Origin of the sequence: Flavobacterium kingsejongi (genome assembly GCF_003076475.1) — a bacterium.
Taxonomy (GTDB): domain Bacteria; phylum Bacteroidota; class Bacteroidia; order Flavobacteriales; family Flavobacteriaceae; genus Flavobacterium; species Flavobacterium kingsejongi.
The window spans coordinates 3,603,465-3,630,071 of the sequence record NZ_CP020919.1; the positions used below are offsets into that span (position 1 = coordinate 3,603,465).

23 protein-coding genes are annotated in these 26,607 nt (G+C 40.4%); 13 read left to right on the top strand and 10 right to left on the bottom strand.

Features of this window, described 5'->3' with window-relative positions:
• Nucleotides 1-30 precede the first annotated feature (30 nt).
• Nucleotides 31-690 (top strand): endonuclease III domain-containing protein, encoded by a 660-nt coding sequence (locus FK004_RS16275; protein ID WP_108738205.1) that lies wholly within the window; start codon nt 31-33, stop codon nt 688-690.
• 15 nt (nt 691-705) lie between these two features.
• Here the strand turns inward: FK004_RS16275 and FK004_RS19345 are convergent, their stop codons facing one another.
• Together FK004_RS19345 and FK004_RS16280 are read right to left on the bottom strand one after the other, a co-directional pair.
• Nucleotides 706-849, bottom strand: a complete 144-nt coding sequence (locus FK004_RS19345) for a hypothetical protein (protein ID WP_170108566.1) — start codon at nt 847-849, stop codon at nt 706-708.
• Between the two features lie 57 nt (nt 850-906).
• Complete coding sequence (locus tag FK004_RS16280) at nt 907-1,491, bottom strand: RNA polymerase sigma factor (RefSeq protein WP_108738206.1); 585 nt, start codon at nt 1,489-1,491, stop codon at nt 907-909.
• Between the two features lie 287 nt (nt 1,492-1,778).
• Between FK004_RS16280 and uvrA the strand changes: the two genes are divergently transcribed.
• Nucleotides 1,779-4,565 carry an excinuclease ABC subunit UvrA gene (gene uvrA, locus FK004_RS16285; RefSeq protein WP_108738884.1) on the top strand — a complete coding sequence of 929 codons (2,787 nt, stop codon included), beginning with the start codon at nt 1,779-1,781 and terminating at the stop codon, nt 4,563-4,565.
• A 29-nt stretch (nt 4,566-4,594) separates the two neighbouring features.
• On the opposite strand, the gene mazG is transcribed toward uvrA, so the two are convergent.
• The 3 genes from mazG to def all read right to left on the bottom strand — a co-directional run bounded on the left by mazG (nt 4,595) and on the right by def (nt 6,534).
• Complete coding sequence (gene mazG, locus FK004_RS16290) at nt 4,595-5,368, bottom strand: nucleoside triphosphate pyrophosphohydrolase (RefSeq protein ID WP_108738207.1); 774 nt, start codon at nt 5,366-5,368, stop codon at nt 4,595-4,597.
• A gap of 81 nt (nt 5,369-5,449) precedes the next feature.
• Complete coding sequence (locus FK004_RS16295) at nt 5,450-5,887, bottom strand: DUF5606 family protein (RefSeq protein WP_108738208.1); 438 nt, start codon at nt 5,885-5,887, stop codon at nt 5,450-5,452.
• Between the two features lie 59 nt (nt 5,888-5,946).
• Nucleotides 5,947-6,534, bottom strand: a complete 588-nt coding sequence (gene def / locus FK004_RS16300; RefSeq protein WP_108738209.1) for a peptide deformylase — start codon at nt 6,532-6,534, stop codon at nt 5,947-5,949.
• Between the two features lie 194 nt (nt 6,535-6,728).
• On the opposite strand from def, the gene FK004_RS16305 reads away from it, so the two are divergent.
• Nucleotides 6,729-8,945 (top strand): FUSC family protein, encoded by a 2,217-nt coding sequence (locus tag FK004_RS16305; RefSeq protein WP_108738210.1) that lies wholly within the window; start codon nt 6,729-6,731, stop codon nt 8,943-8,945.
• A gap of 180 nt (nt 8,946-9,125) precedes the next feature.
• Here FK004_RS16305 and FK004_RS16310 read toward each other — a convergent pair whose 3' ends face one another.
• Nucleotides 9,126-10,637, bottom strand: coding sequence for a malate:quinone oxidoreductase (locus FK004_RS16310; RefSeq protein WP_108738211.1), 1,512 nt, complete (start codon nt 10,635-10,637; stop codon nt 9,126-9,128).
• Between the two features lie 104 nt (nt 10,638-10,741).
• On the bottom strand, nt 10,742-11,158 hold the full coding sequence (gene ruvX, locus FK004_RS16315; RefSeq protein ID WP_108738212.1) for a Holliday junction resolvase RuvX: 417 nt from the start codon (nt 11,156-11,158) through the stop codon (nt 10,742-10,744).
• 160 nt (nt 11,159-11,318) lie between these two features.
• Here ruvX and rlmH point away from each other — a divergent pair, with 160 nt between their 5' ends.
• Nucleotides 11,319-11,792, top strand: coding sequence for a 23S rRNA (pseudouridine(1915)-N(3))-methyltransferase RlmH (rlmH, locus tag FK004_RS16320; RefSeq protein WP_108738213.1), 474 nt, complete (start codon nt 11,319-11,321; stop codon nt 11,790-11,792).
• Nucleotides 11,793-11,802: 10 nt separating this feature from the next.
• On the opposite strand, the gene folP is transcribed toward rlmH, so the two are convergent.
• Nucleotides 11,803-12,627 (bottom strand): dihydropteroate synthase, encoded by an 825-nt coding sequence (gene folP, locus FK004_RS16325; RefSeq protein ID WP_108738214.1) that lies wholly within the window; start codon nt 12,625-12,627, stop codon nt 11,803-11,805.
• A gap of 156 nt (nt 12,628-12,783) precedes the next feature.
• On the opposite strand from folP, the gene FK004_RS16330 reads away from it, so the two are divergent.
• The 5 genes from FK004_RS16330 (at nt 12,784) to tpiA (ending at nt 17,122) form a co-directional block, all read left to right on the top strand.
• The gene (locus tag FK004_RS16330) at nt 12,784-13,329 is read left to right on the top strand and encodes a DUF1599 domain-containing protein (RefSeq protein WP_108738215.1); all 546 of its coding nucleotides are present in this window, start codon (nt 12,784-12,786) and stop codon (nt 13,327-13,329) included.
• A 115-nt stretch (nt 13,330-13,444) separates the two neighbouring features.
• On the top strand, nt 13,445-14,545 hold the full coding sequence (locus tag FK004_RS16335; protein ID WP_108738216.1) for a BT_3928 family protein: 1,101 nt from the start codon (nt 13,445-13,447) through the stop codon (nt 14,543-14,545).
• 24 nt (nt 14,546-14,569) lie between these two features.
• Entirely contained in the window at nt 14,570-15,649 is a 1,080-nt protein-coding gene (locus FK004_RS16340) for an ABC transporter permease (protein ID WP_108738217.1), read from the top strand.
• A 217-nt stretch (nt 15,650-15,866) separates the two neighbouring features.
• Nucleotides 15,867-16,367, top strand: a complete 501-nt coding sequence (locus FK004_RS16345) for a TlpA family protein disulfide reductase (protein ID WP_108738218.1) — start codon at nt 15,867-15,869, stop codon at nt 16,365-16,367.
• A complete protein-coding gene (gene tpiA, locus FK004_RS16350) occupies nt 16,367-17,122 on the top strand; it encodes a triose-phosphate isomerase (protein WP_108738219.1) in 756 nt (251 codons plus the stop codon). The genes FK004_RS16345 and tpiA overlap by 1 nt, the downstream gene beginning before the upstream one ends.
• A gap of 390 nt (nt 17,123-17,512) precedes the next feature.
• Here tpiA and FK004_RS19270 read toward each other — a convergent pair whose 3' ends face one another.
• Nucleotides 17,513-17,689, bottom strand: a complete 177-nt coding sequence (locus FK004_RS19270) for a hypothetical protein (protein WP_157956137.1) — start codon at nt 17,687-17,689, stop codon at nt 17,513-17,515.
• 74 nt (nt 17,690-17,763) lie between these two features.
• Nucleotides 17,764-18,984, bottom strand: coding sequence for a porin (locus FK004_RS16355; RefSeq protein WP_108738220.1), 1,221 nt, complete (start codon nt 18,982-18,984; stop codon nt 17,764-17,766).
• Between the two features lie 173 nt (nt 18,985-19,157).
• Here FK004_RS16355 and prmA point away from each other — a divergent pair, with 173 nt between their 5' ends.
• From prmA to FK004_RS16375, 4 genes are all read left to right on the top strand, one after another.
• Nucleotides 19,158-19,991 (top strand): 50S ribosomal protein L11 methyltransferase, encoded by an 834-nt coding sequence (prmA, locus tag FK004_RS16360; protein ID WP_108738221.1) that lies wholly within the window; start codon nt 19,158-19,160, stop codon nt 19,989-19,991.
• A 43-nt stretch (nt 19,992-20,034) separates the two neighbouring features.
• Nucleotides 20,035-20,310 carry an ATP-dependent Clp protease adaptor ClpS gene (locus FK004_RS16365; protein ID WP_108738222.1) on the top strand — a complete coding sequence of 92 codons (276 nt, stop codon included), beginning with the start codon at nt 20,035-20,037 and terminating at the stop codon, nt 20,308-20,310.
• A 182-nt stretch (nt 20,311-20,492) separates the two neighbouring features.
• Nucleotides 20,493-23,288, top strand: a complete 2,796-nt coding sequence (locus FK004_RS16370; protein WP_317046952.1) for a triple tyrosine motif-containing protein — start codon at nt 20,493-20,495, stop codon at nt 23,286-23,288.
• A gap of 249 nt (nt 23,289-23,537) precedes the next feature.
• A complete protein-coding gene (locus FK004_RS16375) occupies nt 23,538-26,603 on the top strand; it encodes a SusC/RagA family TonB-linked outer membrane protein (protein WP_108738223.1) in 3,066 nt (1,021 codons plus the stop codon).
• Nucleotides 26,604-26,607: the final 4 nt, after the last annotated feature.

The following is a 26,607-nucleotide window of genomic DNA, read 5'->3' on the forward strand; positions in this document are numbered from 1 at the left end:
GTATATTTGTTTTTATAAAAATAAATAAAAATGAACAAAAAGGAGCGTGTAAATTTCATAATTACCACCCTAAAAGAATTATATCCTGAGCTTCCGATCCCCCTGGACCATAAAGACCCTTATACCCTGCTGATTGCGGTATTGCTTTCTGCACAAAGTACCGATGTAGGCGTTAATAAAATTACCCCCATATTGTTTGCCAAAGCAGACAATCCGTATGATATGGTAAAACTTAGTGTAGAGGAAATCCGGGAAATCATAAAACCCTGTGGCCTGTCTCCAATGAAATCCAAAGGAATCCACGGACTCTCACAAATCCTGATTGACCGATACAATGGCGAGGTGCCCCAAAGTTTTGAAGCCCTGGAATCCCTGCCGGCCGTAGGCCATAAAACGGCGAGCGTAGTGATGTCACAGGCCTTTGGTGTCCCTGCATTCCCCGTTGATACCCACATCCACCGACTGATGTACCGCTGGAACCTTTCTAATGGAAAAAATGTAGTACAGACGGAAAAAGATGCGAAACGCTTGTTTCCTGAAAACTGCTGGAATGACCTTCATCTCCAGATGATCTGGTACGGAAGGCAGTATTCTCCAGCACGTGGCTGGGATCTTGAAAAGGATATCATCACCCGTACAGTAGGGCGGAAACAGGTACTGGAAGAGTATTATATTAAAAAATCCCGGTGATAGCCGGGATTTTTTTTAGTTTGCTATTGATTCAAATTTAAATTGACCAATTGTAGTAAAGCTCAGGGCTTTGGAGTAATTCAACAAAAAAGATATGGTTTCTTTTTTCGGCTTCATTTTACTTTGTTCTAATGATTTTCTAGAGTAGATTTTTGCCATGCTATGCGTTTTTAAGTAGGTTTATAACACAATAACGCAACAAAGACTATAATAGTATCAATTCGTCAAAATAATTTGATGTTTGTCGATTACTTTTCTAAGATTCATGAGCGCATAACGCATTCTTCCTAAAGCGGTATTAATACTCACTCCTGTAAGTTCTGAAATTTCCTTAAAGCTCAAGTCCTGGTATATACGCATAATAAGCACTTCTTTTTGGTCCTGTGGAAGTTCTTCAATAAGTTTTTTAAGATCGCTTTCTACCTGTCCGGAAATCATCCTGTTCTCAATATTAGGAGAGTCATCCGACATAATGGAGAAGATAGAAAATTCTTCAGTCTCCCGATATAGGGGCATTTTTTTAGTTTTTCTAAAGTAATCCACAACAAGATTATGGGATATACGCATCACCCAGGGAAGGAATTTCCCTTCTTCATTATACGAATTTGATTTTAGCGTTTTGATCACCTTAATAAAGGTATCCTGAAAAATATCGTCTGTGATATCCCTATCTGATACTTTAGAATAAATAAAGCCGTAAATTTTTGATTGATGTCTCTCTATCAGAGTTGATAATGCGGTTTCGTTTCCTGCCACATAGCTTTTCACCAATTCAGAGTCTGGTAGTATAACGTTAGCCATAAAATTACTTTTTAGTTTTTGGTATAAGTCGGTTAGTCTAAAAAAAAAGTAGTTTTATTGTATAGGCTCGTGTTAAATAAAGATTAATTATTAACCAAATATAGCAATATTATTTTTGAACCGCCAAACTTAATTTCAACATTTAACACTTTTAGCACTACAATTATCAAAATATTTTTGTGGAATTGCGTTACGCCCCGCGCTATAAGACATCCTTCTTTAGGTTTTGTTAATTCCGTTCAAATAATTTTTAAATGATTATCTTTGCGTTTACTGACTTTTTTGCTATGAAAACTGACATTTCGACTTTAGATCCAAAGAAAAATATAATTATAAAAGGGGCACAAATCCACAATCTAAAAAATATAGATGTGGCGATTCCCCGCAATAAACTGGTTGTAATTACCGGACTTTCGGGTTCGGGAAAATCCAGCCTTGCTTTTGATACTCTTTATGCCGAAGGGCAGCGCCGGTATGTGGAGAGCCTTTCTTCCTATGCCCGACAGTTCCTGGGTCGTTTGGACAAGCCAAAAGTAGAATACATCAAAGGCATAGCCCCTGCCATTGCCATAGAACAAAAAGTAAATACAACGAACGCCCGTTCTACTGTAGGTACTTCTACCGAAATCTATGACTATATGAAACTGCTGTATGCCCGTATCGGTAAAACCTTCTCCCCTGTTTCCGGACAAGAGGTGAAGAAGAATACCGTTTCGGATGTGATAGAAGTGGTACAGCAACTCCCGCTGGAAAGCAAATGGCTGCTTATTTCCCCCATTCACCTGGAAGAAGGCCGGACATTAGATGACAAACTTAAAGTGCTGCTACAGCAAGGATATGCCCGTGTACTGGTTGATAACGAAATGCTGCGTATTGACGAGTGGGATGCGGCAACACATATCAAAAAAGAAACATTCCTGATCATTGACCGGATTATCGTTAAGGAAGAGGAAGAATTTTACAACCGGCTTGCCGACGCAGTACAGACTGCTTTTTATGAGGGGAAAGGTACGGCTTACCTGCAGGAATTAAATGGGACGCAACGGTTCGGGTTCAGCAATAATTTTGAACTGGACGGTATCACCTTCTTGGAGCCTAATGTACACCTTTTCAGCTTCAACAATCCGTATGGCGCCTGCCCTTCTTGTGAAGGTTATGGCAATATCATCGGAATTGACAGTGAATTAGTAGTTCCGAATACTTCCCTATCGATTTATGAAAATGCCATTTATGCCTGGCGTGGTGAAAGTATGAGCTGGTACCGTGATATGCTCGTCAACAACGCTTATAAATTTGATTTCCCTATTCACAAGCCATTTTTTGAACTTACGGAAGATCAAAAGGCATTGCTATGGGAAGGAAATAGCCATTTTACAGGACTGAATGAGTTTTTTGCCGAACTGGAAGCCAAGAATTATAAAATACAAAATCGCGTAATGCTTTCCCGGTATCGTGGAAAAACAGTCTGTCCTACCTGTAAAGGGAAGCGATTGCGCAAAGAAGCAACCTATGTGAAGATCGATACCAAAAACATTACAGACCTGGTGATCTTACCGATTAAAAACCTGATGCAGTTTTTTGAAAAATTAGAACTTTCCGAATATGATGCTAAAGTAGCCAAGCGGCTGTTGGTCGAAATCAACAATCGTCTTTCCTTTTTATCGGAAGTTGGATTGGACTACCTTACCCTCAACCGAAATTCAGCAACGCTTTCCGGTGGGGAGTCCCAGCGTATTAACCTGGCTACGTCATTAGGAAGCAGCCTTGTAGGGTCCATGTATATCCTGGACGAACCGAGCATTGGGCTCCACCCAAAAGACACAGAAAAACTGATTAAAGTACTGATCTCATTACGGGATTTAGGAAATACGGTGATTGTAGTCGAGCATGATGAAGATATTATGAAACATGCCGATATGATTATTGATATTGGTCCCGAAGCTGGAACAAATGGTGGCCATCTTGTCGCTCAGGGTGATTATGACACGATTTTAAAATCCTCTTCCCTGACAGCCAAATACCTTAATGGAGAATTAGAAATCAGTGTTCCAAAGAAACGGCGCCATACCAAGAATTTTATCGAAATTACAGGCGCCCGGGAGAACAACCTTAAAAATGTCACGGTAAAATTCCCTTTGGAAGCCTTAACGGTAATTACCGGAGTTTCAGGAAGCGGAAAAAGTACCCTGGTCAAAAAAATCCTATTCCCTGCCATGCAGAAACAACTGGATGGTGTGGGTGAAAAAGCAGGGCAGTTTACCGAAATGAAAGGAAGTTACTCCCAGATCAAGCATATTGAATATGTAGACCAGAATCCTATTGGAAGAAGTTCCCGTTCGAATCCGGTAACCTATATCAAAGCCTATGATGATATCCGGGATTTGTTTGCCAAACAAAAGCTATCTCAAATACGGGGCTATCTTCCCAAACACTTTTCGTTCAATGTTGATGGTGGCCGTTGTGAAACCTGTAAAGGAGAAGGAACTGTGACCATTGAAATGCAGTTCATGGCCGATGTAGAGTTGGTATGTGAAACCTGTAACGGAAAACGTTTCCAGAAAGAAGTATTAGAGATAACCTTTGAAGGCAAAAATATCGATGATATCCTAACCATGACCATCGACGATGCGGTTGCTTTTTTCCACCAGCACAAGCAGTCGAAAATTACCCAGAAATTACAACCGCTTCAGGATGTTGGATTGGGTTATGTACAGTTGGGACAATCTTCATCGACTCTTTCCGGTGGTGAGGCACAGCGTATCAAGCTGGCATCATTCTTAGTAAAAGGTGCAACCAAAGACAAAGCACTATTCGTGTTTGATGAACCGACTACCGGGCTTCATTTTCATGATATTAAAAAACTCTTAGCTTCCTTTGATGCGTTGCTGGAAAAAGGGCATTCGATCATTGTGATCGAGCACAACCTGGACCTGATCAAATGTGCCGACTGGATTATCGACCTCGGCCCTGAAGGTGGTGAAAATGGTGGGAATATACTGGCCATAGGAACACCGGAAGAGATTGTAAAAAACAAAGATTCGATCACCGGGAAATATCTCAAGGAAAAACTATAATACGGACAGGCTTAGGCCTGTCCTTTTTTTTATAATTTCTTTGCCTGATTCCAAAATACATCCATTTCTGCCAATGTCATATCCGACAGTGATTTGCCCAATTCTCCTGCTTTGCTTTCAAGGTACTGAAAACGCTTGATAAACTTTTTGTTGGTACGTTCCAGCGCATCTTCAGGATTGATTTTTAAGAAACGGGCATAGTTGATCATGGAAAACAGCACATCTCCGAACTCTGCTTCCATCGCCTCCTGATCTCCGGATATTACTTCGTCCCGAAATTCCTGCAATTCTTCCTCTACCTTTTCCCAGACCTGCTCGGGTTGTTCCCAATCGAACCCAACTCCTTTGACCTTATCCTGGATCCTGCTCGCTTTGACCAATGCCGGCAAGCTTTTAGGCACTCCTTCTAATACAGACTTGCGCCCTTCTTTTAGCTTGAGTTTTTCCCAGTTTTGCTTTACCTCTTCTTCATTTTCCACAACCACATCGCTATAGATATGCGGATGCCTATGGATCAGCTTTTCACAGATCTCATTTGCTACATCGGCAATATCAAAATCATTGGTTTCACTTCCGATTTTAGCATAAAAAACAATATGCAAAAGCAAATCTCCCAATTCCTTTTTTATCTCAGGCAGGTCATGATCCAGGATCGCATCTCCTAATTCGTAGGTTTCTTCAATTGTCAGGTGCCTCAGGCTCTCAAGCGTCTGCTTTTGATCCCACGGGCATTTCTCCCGGAAATCATCCATAATATCGAGCAATCGCTCGAATGCTTTTAACTGGTCTTGTCTGGAATTCATAGCATTTCGGGTTTTGGTAAAAATAAGAAATCCTGTCGTTGTATGATCAAGACAGGATTTCTTTATACTGAAAATTATTATTTATTCTTCTGTTGCTGCTGCAGCTGCTTCTGCTGGTGCTGCTTTTACTGCCATATCTTTAGATACCAACCCCTGAGCCTGTAACATATTGTACCAGTTTAGGATTTTTTTGATATCCGAAGGATATACCCTGTCCTGATCGTAATCCGGAAGGATTTCTTTAAAATAGGCTTCTTGCTTTTCTTTATCTTCTTTATGGGATAAAGCAGGGCCATTATCTTCTTTTTCTGCAATCGTTTTCATTACCTGTCCCAAAGGTACTTCGGAACTATCTGTATAAATGGATATTTCTGACAATAAACTTACGTTGCTTCTCAATCCTACTGTAATTTTTTTCCCATCAATCAATGACTCAGCAACAAAACCGGAACGCGTTTGAACTTTTAATGCATATAAACCCGGTTTTCCGGCAATGGCTAATATTTTTTCTAAACTCATTTTATATTATATTTTTATAGTGATAACAAATATCTGTTGTTTCGATCTAAATTCAAAAATTATCTCCCTTTTTTGGCGATAAATTTCATTTTGTAGTCAGGTCTCGTCCTGCCTTCCATGATATTCTGCAATTTCTTCTGAATTAAACGCTTTTTTAATGATGATATTTTATCCGTAAACAAAATTCCTTCAATATGATCGTATTCATGCTGAATGACACGGGCAATCAGGCCGTCATATACTTCTGTACGCTTGTTGAAATCCTCATCGTAAAATTCGATTGTGATCTTTTCATTGCGGAATACATCTTCACGTACCTCAGGAATACTCAGGCATCCTTCATTGAATCCCCATTCTTCTCCTTCTTCTTTCAACATTTTAGCGTTGATAAAAGTCTGCCTGAAGCTTTTTAATTGTTCCTGTTCTTCCGGGGAAAGATCATCACTATCGCTAAAAGGTTCTGTATCGATCATGAACAAACGTATCGGCAATCCTACCTGTGGCGCTGCCAATCCAACACCATACGCATTGTACATTGTCTCATACATATTTGCAATAAGCGCCTTCAGGTCAGTATATTCTGCCGTGATCTCCTCACACATTTTTCTTAGCACCGGATCACCATATCCTACAATTGGTAAAATCATTTCTTAATATTTTAAAATTAGTATTGCAAATTGCACTTGGGCTCCTCGAAATACGGGTCTGCAAAAGTAGTAAAAATTAAACAAGATTAAAATTGATTTAAGAAGTTGTAAATGCTAATTTTTTGTGAGAATTACATCCTATTCTATTTTTATGATTTTAACAATCATTATATTTGTAATCAAGCCATCCAAAAATGATTTATAGAGTTAAAAAATTCGCTGACAGCACTAATTTTACGAATGCCCTAAAAGTCACTACAGCTGCCGTAATCCCGGTGTTTGTAATGAATTACTTGGGTCATTTTGAAATTGGATTTACCATTGCCCTGGGAGCCTTCCTTACTTATCCAAGTGATATCCCGAGTAATCTCAAACATAAAATCAACGGTCTTTTAGTAGCCGCCCTTATTGTTGCAGGATGTAATCTTTTGGTCAACTTTCTGCATCCGTATACCTGGATTTTATATCCTGTGCTGTGTGTCCTTATTTTTTTCCTATCCATGATTTCGGTGTACGGGCAACGTGCTACCATGGTTTCATTCTCCGGATTATTATCGACCGCACTGGCTTTTGGGCATATCCATACCGGAGTAGAAATGCTGCGGTATTCGGGACTGATGCTTATCGGTGGGATTTTCTACCTCCTTGTTTCCTTAATTTTTAATTTTATCCGCCCAAAACGATATGTAGAGCTCCAGATTGCGGATTGCATCAAGCTAACGGCAAAATACATGAAACTCCGTGGAGACTTGTGGAATGCTGATGCTGATAAATCTAAAATCATCGAGAAACAGCTGAACCTACAGGTAGAGATCAATGTGATACACGAAAACCTCAGGGAAATCCTGATGCGTAACCGTACTTCAGGTACTTCTAACCAGAACCGGAAAATGCTGATCGTGTTTATTTCACTATTAGAGATATTGGAACTGGCATTGTCCACTTCCTTTGACCACAATAAGCTCCATCAAAAATTTGAAGGCTACCCCAAAGTGCTTTCTACCTATCAAACCCTAGCCTATAACCTGGCTGCTACGCTAAAACAGATTGGTAAAAGCATAGAGAACAGCAAGAAATATGTTTCCAAACATGCCCTTTTCAAAGACCTGGAAGCACTGGAAAAAGTCATTGCCGACTACGAACAGGAACTGGGTAAAGAAAATGCAGCCGAAGGCGTTTACATGCTTTCCAATATGCTCCATTATGCACAGAAGCAAATTGAAAAAATAAAAACCATTGAACGGGCTTTTAGCCTTAGCATCGTATACAAAGATTTTAAAGGAGAGCGAAATAAGGACATGGAAAAATTCCTCGCTCCAATGTATTATCCGATTAGTACGCTGATAGAGAATTTAAGTTTTTCTTCTACGATTTTCAGGCATTCCCTGCGGCTGACCATCACTATCCTGATTGGTTTTATCATCGGGCAGTTCCTTCCGTTCGAGAATGTGTATTGGATATTGCTTACGATAGTAGTGATCATGCGCCCTGGATATGGCCTTACCAAACAACGGTCCTTTCACCGAATGATCGGGACAGTTGCCGGAGGGCTTATTGCCTTTGCGATCCTTTCATTGATCCATAACAATATCATTATTGGTAGTTTGGCCATTATCTGCATGATTTTGGGGTATTCGTTTACACAAATCAATTACAAAATCGGCGCCACCTTTGTCACGATCTATGTGGTTTTTGTGTACGGTATCATCACACCTAATATTGCCGATGTAGTACAATATCGAATCCTGGACACACTTGTAGGAACCGGGCTTACCTTTTTGGCCAACTATTTTTTCTGGCCTTCGTGGGAGTTTATCAGTATTCCGCTTTTCCTCAAAAAATCGATCGAAGCCAACCGGAATTACCTGAATGAAATTTCGCTTTTTTACAATCATAAGGGTGATGTAACCACCTCTTACCGACTGGCCCGTAAAAATGCTTTTATTGAGATCGGAAACCTGATGGCTTCTTTCCAGCGCATGTCGCAAGAACCCAAATCGAAACAGAAAGAACTTCCGCAGATCTATAAGTTGGTAGTCCTAAACCATACGCTACTTTCTTCGCTGGCTTCTTTGGGAACGTACATCCAGTCCCATAAGACCTATTCAGCCTCCGAAGCCTTTAATGTTGTGGTGAATACTGTGATTAAAAATCTGGATTCTGCTATTAAGCTCCTTAATCTGGAATCGTCTGCAGCCTTATCGGATGCAGAAAATGAAGAATTGGCCATGCGTTTTACGGAATTAAAGAACATACGCGCCAAAGAACTAAAGGAAGGCAATATTTCTGAAGATGAAGAATTCAACCTCAAAATGCAGGAAGCCCAGTTGGTGATTGAACAATTGATACTCCTGACTAATTTATCCGAAAGTATTGTACAGGCTTCTAAAAAACTAAACTTAACGCGATAGCAACGTTCAGCTTGCTTCTCCTAAATAAAAAAAGAGGGAGTCTCAAAACTAAAACAAGTCCTTGATAATTGCATATTTGAGACTTGCGCTCCGACAGGAGTCCGAGTAAAAAACAGAAAAAGAGGCTATTTCACGAGTTGTGAGACAGCCTCTTTTTTATAGGACATTGTTATGCTGTATTTATTTTTCCAGTACGATACTTTCAAGTTTTAAAACCTTGGAAGTATGTGCCCTCACTGTTGCCAGCAATTCCGGGTTTTTATTCAGGGACTGCCCGTAGGAAGGAACCATTTGTTTGAGTTTAAACTGCCATGCTTCTGATTTTTCCTGTTCCGGGAAACATTTTTTCAGCAGATCCAACATAATCGATACCGCAGTGGAGGCACCGGGTGACGCACCAAGCAATACTGCCAGGGAACCGTCGGCTGCACTTACTACTTCGGTTCCAAATTCCAGAATCCCTCCTTTTTCAGGATCTTTCTTAATGACCTGTACCCTTTTTCCTGCTGTTTCCAATACCCAGTCTTCCATTTTTGCATCTGGCAGGTATTCTTTTAACGCTTCCAGTCGGTCTTCCGGTGATTGGCGTACCTGGTCGATCAGGTATTTGGTCAACGGCATGTTATGGTAGCCTGCAGAAAGCATCGGACGCAGGTTATTGGCTTTTATAGAAAGTGGTAAATCAAGGTAGGAACCGTGTTTCAGGAATTTTGTTGTGAATCCGGCATAAGGGCCAAAAAGCAATGCTTTTTCGCCATCTATCATACGGCTGTCAATATGCGGTACCGACATTGGTGGTGCACCAACAGAGGCTTTACCGTATACTTTGGCATTATGTTTTTTGATAATATCAGGATTAATGCATTTAAGCCATTGCCCGCTTACCGGGAAACCACCAAATCCATCACCTTCGGGAATGCCTGCTTTTTCCAGCAACGGCAGCGATCCGCCACCAGCACCGATAAACAGGAACTTCGTCCATACTTTTTTCTTATCGCCATTGGAAAGGTCTTTTACTTTAACCCTCCATCGTCCGTCAGGGTATTTTTTCAGGTCGCGAACTTCATGGTGGAAATTGGTCGTTACGCCATCCAGGGTTTTCAGGTAATTGAAGATGTCACGTGTCAGCTCGCCAAAGTTCACATCAGTTCCCAGTTTCATGGAAGTTGCTGCAATTTTTTCGTCAGGGTCACGTCCATCCATTACCAAGGGCATCCAGGCATCCAAAACGGCCTTATCATCGGAAAACTCCATTCCCTTGAAAAGGTTGTACTGCTGTAATGCTTCAAATCTTTTACGCAGGAATTCAACATTTTTATCACCCCATACAAAACTGAGGTGTGGAATGCTACGGATAAAATTTTCGGGATGTTTGATCAGTCCGGTTTCAACAAGATAAGCCCAAAACTGTCGGGAAATCTCGAATGATTCGGCGATTTTGACTGCTTTTACAGTTTCTATCGATCCGTCCGGAAGCTCGGGAGTATAATTGAGCTCGCAGAAGGCCGAATGACCTGTTCCTGCGTTGTTCCAAGCATCTGAACTTTCGGCTGCTGCAACATCGAGCCTTTCATAAATTTGAATTTTTATATCTGGCTGGAGTTCCTTTAAAAGCAGGCCAAGAGTAGCACTCATAATCCCTGCACCTATCAAAACTACATCAGAATCTGATTTTATAGTTGTAGTAGTCATCACAAAGTTTTAAAGCACAAAGATAGATTTAAGAATTCAAAAATATTCTTAATTTTAACAGTTTTAGAATAGATCTATTATTTTTAGCAAAATGCAAAGAAAAACTAAAATATTTTCCTTGATAAGTAATCCTGCAACATAATTGTTGCGGATATTTCATCAATAAGGGCTTTATTTTGTCGTTGCTTCTTTTTTAGGCCGCTATCAATCATGGTCTGAAATGCCATTTTCGAAGTAAATCGCTCATCTACTCTTTCGACCTTCATATCAGGAAACATTTTGTTGAATTTGACTACAAAAACTTCGATAAGCGGAGCACTTTCAGAATCTTCATAATTCATCTGTTTCGGCTGTCCGATCAATACTTTTTCTACCTTTTCTTTCCCAAAATAATCCTTCAAAAAGACCAGTGCTGTTTCAGAAGGGATAGTAGTGAGCCCGGAAGCGATGATCTGGAAATCGTCAGTCACGGCAATTCCGGTTCTTTTTTGTCCGTAGTCTATTGCAAGTATTCTTGGCATCGCGCTATTTTTTTTACAAAGTACTGGATTTTTCCTGAATTGGTTTCAGGATTCTTCAAAATAGTAATGCTAATTTTCAGGTCGGTGCGGCTATTTTACATGTAAAACAAGTGATTCTTTACCTGCTTTTGTAAATTTGTGTTTTCAAATACCGTAAAACATGAATATCCGGATTCTTGCCATTGGCAAAACAGACAATAAAGCGTTACAATCGTTAATCGATGATTACCAGAAAAGGCTTTCGTTTTACATCAAATTTGATTTGGAGGTTATTCCAGATATCAAAAATGTAAAACATCTTTCTGAGGCACAGCAAAAGGAGAAAGAAGGCGAACTCATCCTTGGCAAACTTACCCCTACAGACCAGCTTGTCCTTTTAGATGAAAACGGCAAGCATTTTTCGAGTATGGGCTTTTCCGAAGAATTGCAGAAAAAGATGAACAGTGGCGTAAAAACACTGGTATATGTTATTGGCGGCCCTTATGGTTTTTCAGATGCTGTGTACCAAAAGGCACAGGGAAAAATAGCCTTATCTTCTATGACATTCTCCCACCAGATGGTCCGTTTGTTTTTTATTGAACAGCTGTACCGTGGTTTTACGATTCTTAAAAATGAACCCTACCACCATCAGTAAACTATTGTTGCTATAAAGACATGAGGCTCATGAGCTTCAGGCTTTCCATGGCTTCCTTCACATCATGAACGCGAAGGATATTTGCTCCTTTGGTCAGGGCAAGTGTATTGAGTACCGTCGTTCCATTGAGCGCATTGGCTGCAGAAGTCTCGAGGGTTTTATAAATCATTGATTTTCGGGACACTCCTACTAATATCGGTAATTCCAGTACTTTAAAGAGTTCCAGTTTTTGCAGTATCTCATAGTTCTGTTCCAGTGTTTTTGAAAAACCAAATCCGGGATCGATAATAATATCGTTGATGCCCCAGCTTCGGGCTTCGGTTATTTTCTCCGAAAAATAAAACAGGATATCTTTGACCAAATCGTCGTACTGGCAAAAATCCTGCATCGTTTTTGGCGTTCCCCTCATGTGCATCATAATGTAAGGCACTTTATATTTTGCAATAACACTAAACATGTTAGCATCCAGGTTACCCGCCGCTATATCATTAATCAGGGCAGCACCGTTTTCAATGGCAACACGGGCCACTTCGCTCCGGAAAGTATCGATCGAAATCAGGGTGTCAGGAAAATGCTGTACTACAAGTGCTACAATCGGCTGGAGGCGACTGATTTCCTCGGACTCAGAAACAAAATCAGCTTTGGGCCGGGAGGAATAGGCACCAATATCGATAAAAGTCGCCCCATCGGCAAGCATTGTTTCAACTTTTGTAAGAATCTCTTTTTCTTCTTTGTATTTTCCGCCATCAAAAAAAGAATCGGGGGTAACATTCAGTATGCCCATCACTTTGGGCGTCGTTAAATCGACCAGTTGGCCTTTACAATTGATATTCATTGCCAGTATTATTTATTGAATGTAGTCGCAGCATGCCTCCAGGATCTAATTTTTTAGTTATATACATGTATATATACATCTTTGTCCGGATTGTGCACCCCAGTTATTCTAAATTCCTTATTTTTGAAAAAATTATTACACAAAGATACACTAATAATGAATACTACTTCACAGGAATATGATGCTGTAATTGCGATTTGCCGGCAACTTTTCAGCAATAAAATGAAAGATTATGGCAGTGCCTGGCGTATCCTCAGGCTACCTTCACTTACCGACCAGATTTTCATCAAAGCGCAACGCATCAGAAGTTTGCAGGAGAATGAAATCCGGAAAGTAGATGAAGATGAAACCGGTGAATTTATAGGAATTATCAATTATTCGATCATGGCACTCATCCAGCTGGATAAAGGTGTAGCAACACAACCGGATTTGGATGCTGCAACAGCAATTGCCCTCTATGATGAAAAAATTCAACTGACAAAAACGCTGATGGAAGCTAAAAACCATGATTATGGTGAGGCATGGCGTGATATGCGTGTGAGTTCGCTGACAGATATCATTTTGCAAAAGCTACTGCGTGTCAAACAGATTGAAGATAACAAAGGTCAAACTCTGGTTTCTGAAGGCATTGATGCCAATTACCAGGACATGATCAATTATGCTGTTTTTGCCCTTATTTTAATGCGATTCGGACAGGAATAAACCGTCTATCGTTAACATGTCATTAACTATAATTTAAAACCACTTAACAACGAGAAAGATTATTCTTACGTTATTTGCAATTCGATTACCAATTCAATTATTTTAAACGATCCCAATGAAAATACTTACCCACTTCTCCAGAATATTTGTCGGAATATTATTTATTATTTCAGGGCTGATTAAGCTGAATGACCCGGTTGGTTTTTCCTATAAGCTACAGGAATATTTTAGCGCTGAAGTATTGAACCTGGAATTCCTGATTCCGTTTTCGCTGGGTATTGCCCTTTTCGTTGTCATCTTTGAAGTGGTTTTAGGCGTGATGCTCCTTATTGGCTTTAAGCCCAAATTTACCATGTGGAGCTTATTGCTGATGATCGTATTCTTTACTTTTCTGACGTTCTACTCTGCTTACTTTAATAAAGTGACCGATTGTGGCTGTTTTGGCGATGCGCTGAAACTAACGCCATGGCAATCGTTTACCAAGGATGTGATCTTATTGGTATTTATCCTCATCCTGTTTTTCAACATCAAACTTATCAAGCCTTTTTTCAAAGAAGCGGGCGTTACCCTGATCGTATTTGCAAGTTATACGCTTTGCCTTGTCTTTGCTTATTATGTACTGAACCACCTGCCACTGATTGATTTCAGGGCCTATAAAACCGGAACCAATATCCAGTCGGCGATGACTGTGCCGGAAGGTGCACCCAAATCTGTGTATGAAATGGTTTTCATCTATAAGATCAATGGGGTGGAAAAAGAATTTACCGAAAAAGAAATCAACAACGTTCCCGAAGGTGCCGAATTCGTAGACCGTAAAGACAAACTGATCACTCAGGGATATGTACCGCCAATCCATGATTTTAGCATTGAAAAAGATGGAACGGACTACACGGAAGAAATGCTAAACACTCCAAAACTGATCCTGATTATTTCCTATGACCTGGAAAAAGCACGGGAAAAAGGATTGGCTAAAGCCGAAGTTTTCGCTAAAACAGCGGAAGCGAAAGGCTACAAAGTAATTGGAATGACTGCTTCTACTCCACAGACCATTGAAAAAATAAAAAAAGAAAACAACCTGACTTTCGATTATTATTTCTGTGATGCTACCGCCTTAAAAACAATTGAACGGTCCAATCCCAGTATTGTAGTATTGGAAAAAGGGACTATTGTAGATAAGAAACACTGGAATGATATCGACCAGATCATTTTGAAATAGGACAAAACACTAATCCCCTGCCGATTGATACGCTATTTTCTTTATAAATTCGGTTATGCCCTGCTCACCCTTTTTGGTGTGGTTACTGTGATCTTCTTTTTGTTTACAGTCCTGCCCGGAGATCCTGCGCGCATGATGCTGGACCAGAATGAAAATTCGGAACAGCTTGCCATCATCAAAAAGAAATATGGCTTCGACCAGCCGGTTAGCCGACAATACCTGTATTACCTGAATGACCTCTCCCCGCTTTCCCTGCACAGCACGACACGGGGTGATTATACTTATCTGTCTCCCGGAAAATACAATGCACAACCGCTTTTTACTATTAAAAAGACAATCGTTGCGCTCAAAACACCTTACCTGAGGGAGAGCTTTCAGAAAAGTGGTAAAAAAGTCACCGCGATCATTGGGAATACGCTGCCGAATACTGTGTTGCTCGCCCTGTTTGCGATAATTATTGCCATAGTCGTCGGCATTGCGCTCGGGATTGTCTCTGCCCTGTATAAGGACACTATATTGGATCGTATGATTGCGTTGGTCAGTTCACTGGGGATGAGCATTCCTTCTTTTTTCAGTGCTATTCTTTTTGCCTGGTTTTTTGGCTTCCTGCTGCATCGCTATACCCACCTGAACATGACAGGAAGTTTATATGAAGTCGATGATTTTGGGGAAGGCTCTTTTATCCAGTGGAAAAACATACTCTTACCCGCAATTGTACTGGGAATCCGCCCTTTGGGTGTTGTAATCCAGCTGATGCGAAATTCACTGCTTGAAACCCTGGGACAGGATTACATCCGTACTGCTCGTGCCAAAGGGCTGAGTGAATTTACAATTATCCGAAAACATGCTTTAAAAAACTCCCTCAACCCGGTAGTTACGGCTATTTCAGGCTGGTTTGCCTCCATGCTTGCCGGAGCTGTTTTTGTAGAATACATTTTCGGATGGAACGGATTGGGAAAAGAAATTGTCGAAGCCCTGAATACGCTGGACCTTCCGGTAATCATGGGATCGGTACTGGTCATTGCGACTACTTTTGTCTTTATCAATATCTTAGTTGATATTATATATGCCTATCTCGATCCAAAAGTACGACTGTCGGAGTAAGTCATTTCCCGGTTCTCTAATTATTCGGTCTATGCCTGTCATTTTTTAGTATCTCTTTAGGGATATTTGATAATATGTTGCTTAAATTTACCGCAGTTTTTGAAGAAAATTACCAGACGGTACAGGCATTAGCCGATAGTATCCGATGTAAATTCCCAAAATCCGCATAAGGGCCATACCGCTCTTTGCTGAATATAGACCTTTAACGATACCATAAATGAAAAAATTACTGTTACTTCCTATTTTACTACTGGCGTTTATCGCCACTTCCCATGCGCAGGAAACCACTTTTGAAACTGCAGGCCTGGAGAACAAAATGATTGCCTTAGATGGCAAAGAGATTGCATTTAAAGACATCCTGCAAAAACACAAAGGCAAGACGATTGTAATCGATGTATGGGCTTCCTGGTGCCCGGATTGTATCAAAGGGATGCCGAAAGTAAAAGAACTGCAGGAAGAGTTCCAGAAAAACACGGTTTATCTTTTCCTTTCTATGGATAAAAATGCTGATGCCTGGAAAAAAGGAATTGAAAAATATGAGGTCAAAGGAGAACATTACCTCGTTACGGATGGCATGAAAGGTATTTTTGGCAAATCTATCAAACTGGACTGGATCCCACGCTATATGATTGTTGACAAAAAAGGTAAAATTGTACTGTACAAAGCAATTGTTGCCGATGATGAAAAATTGATTACTACTTTAAAAAACCTAAAATAATGAGAAAAAAGATTGTTGCCGGAAACTGGAAAATGAACAATACTTTACAGGAAACAGAAAATTTGCTTAATGAACTGATTTCTAAAAAACCTACAGAAAGCAATGCTAAAATAGTAGTAGCACCGACCTTTGTAAACCTGCAGACGGCCGTGACTAAAACTGCCGGAACAGGAATTATCGTATGTGCACAAAACGCACACCAGGCTGAAAATGGGGCTTTCACCGGTGAAGTATCGGTAGGGATGCTAAAAAGCATCGGTGTTCAAACTGTAATATTAGGACATTCTGAAAGACGTGCTTATTTTGGTGAAACCAATGCGATACTGGCACAAAAGGTCGACACTGCCTTAAAACATAATTTCACAGTAATTTTTTGCTTCGGTGAAGAATTGAGTGACAGAGAATCTGGTAATCACTTTAGCCTGGTAGAAAGCCAGATTAAAGAGGGATTATTCCACCTGGCAGAACTGGACTGGAAAAACATTGTACTGGCTTACGAACCGGTATGGGCTATTGGAACCGGAATTACTGCTTCTTCCGACCAGGCACAGGAAATGCATGCTTTTATCCGTACTTTATTACGTACGAATGTAGGCAACAAAATCGCGGAAGAAACATCAATCCTTTACGGTGGTAGTGTAAAACCGGACAACGCGGTAGAGATTTTCTCTAAACCGGATGTTGATGGTGGCCTTATTGGTGGTGCAGCCCTTAAAGCAGATGATTTTATTGCTATCGTAAACGCGATGCGCTAATTATCTTAATTGCCCTAAAAAAGCCCGTAAAGAGTACTATTACTCTTTACGGGCTTTTTTTATGCCTTGTATTGTGCTCTATAAAGGTTATGCTTTTGAATGTGGGCAAAAAATTTCTATTGATGTGCGCGCGTAGCGTAGTGCATCGGTAGGTGTGGATAACGCTTTTATAGGCATGTGTTAAACTGCGGTAGGTGCATACTAACTTTCTATAGGCGTGGATTGAATTTCTATAGGTGTGGGTAAAGCTTCTATAGGCGTGTACTAACTTTCTATAGGTGTGGGTAAAGCTTCGGTAGGCGTGGATTGAATTTCTATAGGCGTGGGTAAAGCTTCGGTAGGCGTGTACTAACTTTCTATAGGTGTGGGTAAAGCTTCTATAGGCGTGTACTAACTTTCTATAGGTGTTGGTAAAGCTTCGGTAGGCGTGGATTGAATTTCTATAGCTGTGGGTAAAGTTTCGGTAGGTGTGTACTGAACTTCTATAGGCATATATTGAATTCCTATAGGCGTTGGCAAAGCTACTACAGGTCTGAAATACTTTTCTGGATATGTTATACGTCTCAATATAGGCAATATACTACTTGCCTGTTTCGGTAACGGCTACCAATAGTAAAAACTATCGGCACCCATCCTTAATTTTAAATTCCTATTTCTACCTGGAAACGCACATACCAATTGTTTTTGGTTGCTCCGTCGTAATAGGTCAGTTCATCGAAAGTAAGTTCACCCTGCAGCTTAAAGGCATGTTCCCAGATGTATTTGGTCACGCCAATAGTATACTCTTTGGTATCCGGAGCCAATAAGCGGATATCATTATTTACTTTCTGTGTCGAATACCTTCCGATAAATTCATAATTGGATGGAAAAAGGTAACTCAGCTGATAATCAAGGCCACTTCCCGTAAATACATACTGAATGTCTGTAGCATCTAAAGGGTTTACCGTAATGGGATCCTTGGAAACACGATTCATGTAGGCCGATTGAAAGGCCCAGCCGTTGTATTTGAACATCGCATCTAGCAATAACGACGACATATCTCTTTTTTCAAACAGGTAATTCCCAAGCTGCCCCTGTGTTTTACGGGCTTTATCATTGTACTGGTAGGCACCGGAAACCATTACCTTCGGAGTGGCTTCACGGGAGACATCACCTTCAAAATAAGTTCCATCCTTGGTAAAGGAACCAAAAGGAAATAATTCTATTTTTCCGGTATAAGCTAATCCGTTATCGGGGGTTTTGGTGGAATTTCGCCCTTCTCCCATTGTGATAGCAGTTTTAAAATTATAGGAGAATTTATCTTTCCACTCATTCAGGTTATGGACCTGGAATCCAAAATCACGATCGATGGTAAATTTAGCATTGTTGATCGTCCGGTCTGTCAACTGTAATCCTCCTGAAGAATTGACACGCTGACGGTTCCCCGGAAGTTTGGTTTGTCCAAAAGCAATATTCCAATGCCGGTTCGGGCGGTAAAAAAGTACCGCATCCCGGATAATATTAATATTTTCACCGTCCTGGATTTCCCCTACATCACCCGGAGCAAAAGAAAGCTGGATGGCATACAGGAATTTAGGATTCCCCACATAACCGTCAAAACGCAGCCTCAATCTTCGGATTTGCCCGTCAATGGCTGGTTCCTGCCCCTCATTTTCAATATAGCTGACACGGTTTTGCATCCGGAAGCGGATATTCAGCTGGAAAATACTATCGGGAGAAGTTAGTCCTAATCCTTTTCCATAGCTGTAATAGGGAAGCGCAGATAATTTCAGGTCGTTATCGGTTTTCGTCTGGCGAATATCGACCTGTGCCTGCAGCAAAGCAGTACACAGCATTAATAATAACAGGAGTAACTTTTTCATATCGTATGGACGTATTTTTTTGACTAGACAAACTTGGCGAAACAATTCGGAAACATTTAGGAAACAGGTATCTAAAATGTTATCCAAATGTTAACTTAATGACAGCGCAAACTTAATATTAATTTTATACCGACAATGTTATGATAATATTACCTTTGCGGAAAATTAAAGTTATGTCAAATAGTTACCTGGGCTACCATTTTACCGTTACCCCCAAAGAAATAGGGTCTGAAATATTAATTGCAGAATTAGAAGCTACCGCTTTCGAGAGTTTTATTGAAACTGAGAATGGATTCTCGGCTTTTGTACAAAAGGAACTCTGCACAACTGACATCCTCGACCACATCCAACTTTTACAATCTCCTGATTTTACTATTTCTTATGAAGTAGAAGAAATTGAGCAGGTCAACTGGAATGAAGAATGGAAAAAAAACTTTGAGCCTATTAATGTAGATGGTATTTGCCAGGTACGTGCACCTTTTCATGAGAAGACGGATGCGCAATACGATATCATTATCGAGCCCAAAATGTCTTTTGGAACAGGACATCACGAAACAACGCACATGATGATCCAGCATATACTGGAAACGGATTTCACAAACAAGAAAACCCTGGATATGGGTTGTGGCACGGCAATCCTTGCGATCCTTGCGGAGATGAAAGGTGCGCAGCCAGTCGATGCTATCGATATTGACAACTGGTGTTACCAAAACTCAATTGAAAATGCCGAACGCAACAATTGTAAACATATTAGTGTTTATGAGGGCGATGCTGCCCTGCTACAAGGCCGTACTTACGATATTATTATTGCGAATATCAACCGTAATATCTTACTGAATGACATGCAACAGTATGTGGATTGCCTGAATCCCGGAGGGACTTTATTCCTTAGCGGATTCTATGAGGAAGACATCCCGTACATCGATGCATCCTGTACTGAGAAAGGCCTAAAATATGTTAAAAAGCATCAAAGAAATAATTGGGTTGCTTTAAAATACGTAAATTAGCATCCTGAAAATCAGATCATCAGAATTTTAGAATAGCATAACAATGAGTACAAAAGAAAAAGAATTAGAAGAGGTTTTAGTAGCAGAGTCTACTTCACTAAACAATGAAATCATACTGTACAACGATGAAGTCAATACGTTTGACCATGTAATCAATACGTTAGTCAAAGTATGCCGGCATACATCGGAACAGGCTGAACAATGTTCCCTGATCGTACATTACAAAGGCAAATGCACCGTAAAAACCGGACAGATCGACGAACTTGTCCCACAATGCACCCAGCTTCTGGAAGCAGGACTCAGCGCCGAAATCGTTTAATAGTACAATACGAATTAATTATAGCAAACCCGTTTCTTAGGAAATGGGTTTTTTTATGCTTTCCTTTTAGGTATAAAGTCCACCTTCCTTCACTGTTATCGCCAATCATTACGCCTGCTCCTTCTCTATTTTCCCAAATTATTATTACATTTATTGCCTGCTAACAGAAATCCCGCCCTACTTTGAAATATACTGCTCTACTGCTGTTTTATCTTTGTTCCCTATTTTGTGTTTCCCAGGAACTTCCACCTATCATTAAATATGGTGCAGATACTTACCTGGCCGGTAACCAAAACTGGATGATCAGCCAGGACAACGAGAAGTATGTTTATTTTGCCAATAATTATGGACTACTGCAATATAACGGTGCCAACTGGTCTCTCTACCCTGCAATAAATGAAACCATCATCCGGTCGGTAAAAGTAATCCACGACAAAATCTATACGGGCTGTTATATGGAATTTGGATTTTGGCAGAAAAATTCCAAGGGCATTCTGGAATATACCTCCCTAAGTGCCAAAATAAAGGATAAGATCATTGATGACGAACAATTCTGGACCATCATCGATTATGATCAATGGGTCGTTTTCCAGTCGTTAAATCAGATTTACATTTACGACAGTGTGCGAGGTACTTTTAAAGTAATCCATCCCAACACGGGCATTATTAAAGCGTATAAGACTAAAAATGCAATCTATTACCAGCTGGTCGACGGTAATTTCTACGAAATCGAAAATGGGAACAGCCGGCTGGTGATCAGTGGCCAGGTACTGCAGTCAAAACGGATTGTCAGTGTCTTTCAGGATAATGAAGGTTTACTCTTCCAGACACAGCACGATGGCTTTTACCGCTACTATAACAATCAGCTCAGCCACTGGGTGACCGAAGCAGATGCTGAAATCATGCGCAATACAGTGTACAGTGCGATTGCCCTGTCCGACAACAGCTATGCGATCGGAACGGTATCCAATGGGGTTTATAATATTGATGCTCACGGAAAACTTGTCTTCCATCTTACTCAAAATAAAGGCCTAAGCAATAATACTGCATTGTCGTTGTTTGAAGATAAGGATAAGAACCTCTGGATCGGATTGGATAATGGGATCAACTGTATCAATATTGCTTCTCCGATCAAAACCTACCTGGATAATACCGGGATATTGGGTACCGTATACACCGCCCTGCATTTTAAAGACTACCTTTATGTAGGAACGAACCAGGGCCTCTTTTACAAAAAGGACAACACGAATGATGATTTTACATTTATTAGTGGCACCAAAGGCCAGGTGTGGTCTTTGTTTTCTTATGATAATACGCTTTTCTGCGGGCAGGATTCGGGAACCGCCATTATTGATAAGGGAAGTGCGCAACAGATTTACTACTTTTCCGGAACCTGGAAATTCGAACGTTGCCCAAACAATCCCAACCTGCTCCTACAGGGCAATTACAGTGGGCTCAGTGTATTGGAAAAAAAAGACGGACGGTGGACCTATCGTAATAAAATAGCAGGTTTTGACTATTCCTCCAAGTATTTTGAGCTTGATGAACCAGGCGAAATTTATGTGAGCCATGAGTACAAAGGTATTTTCAGGCTTTCGGTAACGCCGGACCTCCGATCGGTTTCCAGGGTAACCGCCTATACTTTTCCCGCGAAGGGCAAAAATGCAAGTCTTGTGAAGTACAATTCCATGATCTTATATGCCTCCCGCGAAGGGGTTTTCAAACTCAATCCGGCAACGAAACAATTTTCCAAAGAGAAAAACCTAAGCAAAGCGATAGAACAGGACAGTTATACTTCCGGAAAAATGATTGCCGATGATTCGGGTAAATTGTGGCTTTTTACTAAAAATGCCATCAATTATTTTACCGTGGGAAAACTGAATCACGATTTCAGGCTGAATACCATCCCCATTCCTTCATCCGTAACCAATTCGATGCTGGGGTATGAGAATATTACCCGCGTGGATAATTCCAATTACCTCATCGGTACGACAGATGGCTATTATGCCATTCGTATCGATGACCTTAACTTTACTGATTACGCTGTCGGGATCACTGGTGTAACCCAAAGCAAATTCACCGACCCGGTTAATATTGCCATCAATCAGGAGGAGCATGTCCCCTATTCTTTTAACAACCTTACCTTTAGTTATTCTGTACCGGAATACAACAAATATGTGATGGCAGAATACCAATACCTGCTGGAAGGTTTCTATGAAGAATGGTCGGAATGGTCGCCTAAAACAACTGCAAGCTTTAAGAAATTGCCGTATGGGGAGTATACTTTTAAAGTACGTGCCCGTATTGGTAATGAGATCACCAAAAATATCGCTTCTTATCATTTTACAGTATTGCGGCCGTGGTATGCTACTACGATAGCCATCATCATTTATGTGCTCTTATTTTCGGTCGTGCTTTATTTTGTGAACCGGGCTTATAAATCCTACTATCAAAAACAGAACGAAAAATTAATTTCGGAAAACAAGCGGCAGTTGGAAATGAAAGAACTGGAAAATGAGCAGCAGATCATGAAAGTAAAAAACGATCAGCTAATCCAGGATGTGGATAGCAAAAACCGCGAACTGGCCATTTCGACTATGAGCCTCATCAAGAAAAATGAATTTCTTACAATGATCAAGGATGATCTTAAAAAATCGGCAGATGATGGTAAAAACATCAAATCGGTCATTACAACAATTAATAAAAACATTAGTGAAGAGGATACCTGGGATTTATTCAAAGAAGCATTCAATAATGCTGATAAGGATTTCCTAAAGAAAGTTAAAAGTGCACACCCATCATTAACTCCCAATGATCTGCGTTTGTGTGCGTACCTAAGGCTAAACCTATCCTCTAAGGAGATTGCCCCACTGCTTAACATTTCAGTACGCAGTGTTGAAATAAAACGATATCGTTTGCGTAAGAAAATGGACTTACCCCACGAAAAAGGGCTTGTAGAGTATATCCTTTCGCTCTAACCGGACTACTACATCTATTGAATTCACCTATACATTACCACAACAACAACGTTGTAGCGGCTGTAGTAAGGCTTTATTTTATAGTCTTGCCAATTTAACATAACCTTAAGAAGGTCTGTTTTTGCTCACTTTTTGATCATACTCAAAATGAAATTCCTTTTTTTTTGCATTGTATGTTTTTTGTTGTGGTCTTTTTTAAAGAATTCTTAATTTCTAACAGTAATTTTCAACTTCACAAAAAACATTATTATGAAGTCTAACATTTTTACAATTGCTTTACTTCTCTTCTCATTATTTGGGTTTTCACAAAACTATACAATAAGTGGAGTCGTAAAAGAGGCCAAAGCCAATATCCCGATTCCGGGTGCGAGTGTGGTCATTAAAAATTCAACTAAAGGAACATCATCTGACTTTGATGGGAACTTTTCACTTAGTGAAGTACCCTCGGGATCGACGATTGTATTTAGTTTTGTAGGTTTTAAAAATTATGAATATGTCGTTAGCGGCAACAACACCAATCTTACGATTAGCCTTCAGGAAGATGCGCAGTCGCTGGAGGAAGTTGTCGTTATCGGATACGGTACACAAAAGAAAAGGGATGTTACCGGAGCAGTTTCTATTGTTAGCAGTAAAACACTGGAACAATTAAAACCGATTAAGGTAGAACAGGCTTTACAGGGAACAGTATCCGGGGTCAATGTTACCACACAGTCGGGAGCTCCCGGTGCGGGACTTAGCATCCGTATCCGTGGTATCGCTACCAATGGTGAAAATAAACCTACCGTTATCATTGATGGTTATGTAGGTGATATCAGCCTGCTGAACCCGAATGATATTGAGAGCATCACCGTATTAAAAGATGCACAGGCCGCCATTTATGGTACTATCGGTGCCAATGGAGTTATTTTGGTAACTACTAAAATGGGTAAGAAAAATTCTAAAACGACCGTTTCCTATAATACGTATACCGGATTCCAGGAAACCAGTAAAAAAATGAACCTGCTGAATGCTACGGAATATGGCTTATTATTAAATGAAAGCTATACTAATGCCGGAAATCCGGCTCCTTTCCCTAATGTTTCGGGATTGGGTAAAGGTACCAACTGGCAGAATGAAGTTTTTGATACTGGAGTAGCGGTAATCAACCATGATCTTTCCGTTTCCGGAGGATCTGATAAAATGACTTATAACATTAGTGGTTCACATTTGGACCAGGGTGGTATTATTGGTGGGGATAAATCCAATTTTCTTAGAAATACGGCACGAATCGGTATCAATGCTGACATTACTGATAAATGGCGTATCAAAACCAATGCGATGTATACGTACATCCGTACCCGTAACTTCAATGAGAACGGATTGGGATCGGTATTGTTCAATGCGATCAACACCCCTTCTATCTACGGACCTTACCAGCCTAATGGTGATTTTACACAATTGCCAAGTGGTAGCACGAACATCCCGGGAAGTAACCTAGGAAATGAAATCATTAATCCATTGGCACAATTGTCCAATACCTTCAATGATTACAGCCTTAAAAAACTGAATGGGACTGTGGCATTGGAATATGATGTAATCAAGGACCTGACCATCACCGGACGTGTGGGTTTCAACACTTCAAACAGCCAGTCCAGAGTATTCAATAAAGAAATCTCTTATGGTGGATCCAAAGTATTCAACAACCCAAGAAGCAGTGTAGACCAAAACAAAATAGAAGATAATAATTACTCTTTTGACTTGTTTGCTACTTACAAAAAGACGGTTGGTGAGAACCATAACTTTACCGGAACGGTAGGAACTACTGCTTTCAAAGAATGGGGAACCGGATTATACGCTACCGGATTTGATGTCCCTAACAACTCCTGGGAGTTCGCTGATATTTCATTAACCACTGGATTTAAAGATGCCAAAACAGCCAATTCTTATAGTTATGATGAACGCAGGTTATCTCAGTTCGGAAGGCTTCAGTACGATTACAAAGGAAAATATTTGCTTTCAGCAATGATCCGCAGGGATTTGTCTACGAAATTCGGACCGAACAACAGAGTAGCCTACTTTCCTTCCTTTACCGGAGGATGGGTGATTTCTGACGAAGGTTTTTTTGGAGAATCCAAAACCCTGAATTTTGTAAAATTAAGAGCCAGTTACGGTTCATTGGGTAATGACCAGATTCCTAAATATGCCTATTTATCACTTTTAGACGGTGAAGCTACCTATATCCTCGATGGTGCTTTAACCAATGGTAAAGCGATTGGCCTATTGGCGAATCCGGATGTAAAATGGGAACAGGCAAAGAAATTTGACGTTGGTCTTGATTTGCGTTTCTTCAGCGATAAAGTAGAATTGAATGCCGATTATTTTATCGACACCCGTAAAGACCTGTTGATTCCGGACATCCCTGTATCTGCTATTGGCGGTGTGGCTGCTCCGGGTGCACGCTCCCCTGTTATCAACGCGGGTACGGTACGAAATACCGGTTTTGAATTTGCCATCAATTACAAAGACCAATTGTCTGATAATTTGTCTTTCAATGTGAATTATAACGTTACTACGCTTAAAAATGAAGTGACTGAAGTGAATAACGGAACCGGATTTATTGAAGGTGGATTATTTGGAACTGCTACGGCAACTTCCAGAATGCAGGTAGGCTTACCGATGGGGTACTTCTTTGGTTACCAGGCTGACGGTATTTTCCAAAACCAGGCAGAAGTAGATGCACATCCTTCCCAACTTGCTGTTGGAGCGAATGCTGCTCCTGGAGATATCCGCTATAAAGATGTAAACGGTGATGGAAAAATAGATACCAATGACCGTACAAAAATTGGATCTCCAATTCCAGACGTAACAATGGGTATGAATATTAATCTTGTATACAAGAATTTTGATTTTGTAGCCTATGCGTTCGCTTCTATCGGAAACGATATGGTTCGTGGTTATGAAAGAACACTGAATGACGTGAACCGTTCCAATTATATCTTAGGGCGATGGACTGGCGAAGGTACCAGCAATTCCGTACCACGTGTTACTACAGCGACTACAGCGAATAATATCTTCTCCAGCTATTTTGTAGAAGATGCTTCTTACCTGAGAATCCAGAATGTACAATTAGGGTATACCCTGCCTACAGATGTGATTAAAAAAGCCGGGATGTCCAAATTACGATTTTATGCTGCAGTGAATAACCTGTATACGTTTACCAAATACAGAGGGTATGACCCTGGAGCTTCTAGTGGTAATCCTATTGGGGGTGGAGTGGATTACGGATTCTATCCGGTTCCGAGAACGTATATGTTAGGTTTAAATGTTAATTTTTAATTCC

Bases quoted from the DNA above. Each gene is read 5' to 3' on its own strand.
- FK004_RS16275 (WP_108738205.1), top strand. From the start codon at position 31: ATGAACAAAAAGGAGCGTGTAAATTTCATAATTACCACCCTAAAAGAA.
- FK004_RS19345 (WP_170108566.1), bottom strand. From the start codon at position 849: ATGGCAAAAATCTACTCTAGAAAATCATTAGAACAAAGTAAAATGAAG.
- FK004_RS16280 (WP_108738206.1), bottom strand. From the start codon at position 1,491: ATGGCTAACGTTATACTACCAGACTCTGAATTGGTGAAAAGCTATGTG.
- uvrA (WP_108738884.1), top strand. From the start codon at position 1,779: ATGAAAACTGACATTTCGACTTTAGATCCAAAGAAAAATATAATTATA.
- mazG (WP_108738207.1), bottom strand. From the start codon at position 5,368: ATGAATTCCAGACAAGACCAGTTAAAAGCATTCGAGCGATTGCTCGAT.
- FK004_RS16295 (WP_108738208.1), bottom strand. From the start codon at position 5,887: ATGAGTTTAGAAAAAATATTAGCCATTGCCGGAAAACCGGGTTTATAT.
- def (WP_108738209.1), bottom strand. From the start codon at position 6,534: ATGATTTTACCAATTGTAGGATATGGTGATCCGGTGCTAAGAAAAATG.
- FK004_RS16305 (WP_108738210.1), top strand. From the start codon at position 6,729: ATGATTTATAGAGTTAAAAAATTCGCTGACAGCACTAATTTTACGAAT.
- FK004_RS16310 (WP_108738211.1), bottom strand. From the start codon at position 10,637: ATGACTACTACAACTATAAAATCAGATTCTGATGTAGTTTTGATAGGT.
- ruvX (WP_108738212.1), bottom strand. From the start codon at position 11,158: ATGCCAAGAATACTTGCAATAGACTACGGACAAAAAAGAACCGGAATT.
- rlmH (WP_108738213.1), top strand. From the start codon at position 11,319: ATGAATATCCGGATTCTTGCCATTGGCAAAACAGACAATAAAGCGTTA.
- folP (WP_108738214.1), bottom strand. From the start codon at position 12,627: ATGAATATCAATTGTAAAGGCCAACTGGTCGATTTAACGACGCCCAAA.
- FK004_RS16330 (WP_108738215.1), top strand. From the start codon at position 12,784: ATGAATACTACTTCACAGGAATATGATGCTGTAATTGCGATTTGCCGG.
- FK004_RS16335 (WP_108738216.1), top strand. From the start codon at position 13,445: ATGAAAATACTTACCCACTTCTCCAGAATATTTGTCGGAATATTATTT.
- FK004_RS16345 (WP_108738218.1), top strand. From the start codon at position 15,867: ATGAAAAAATTACTGTTACTTCCTATTTTACTACTGGCGTTTATCGCC.
- tpiA (WP_108738219.1), top strand. From the start codon at position 16,367: ATGAGAAAAAAGATTGTTGCCGGAAACTGGAAAATGAACAATACTTTA.
- FK004_RS16355 (WP_108738220.1), bottom strand. From the start codon at position 18,984: ATGAAAAAGTTACTCCTGTTATTATTAATGCTGTGTACTGCTTTGCTG.
- prmA (WP_108738221.1), top strand. From the start codon at position 19,158: ATGTCAAATAGTTACCTGGGCTACCATTTTACCGTTACCCCCAAAGAA.
- FK004_RS16365 (WP_108738222.1), top strand. From the start codon at position 20,035: ATGAGTACAAAAGAAAAAGAATTAGAAGAGGTTTTAGTAGCAGAGTCT.
- FK004_RS16375 (WP_108738223.1), top strand. From the start codon at position 23,538: ATGAAGTCTAACATTTTTACAATTGCTTTACTTCTCTTCTCATTATTT.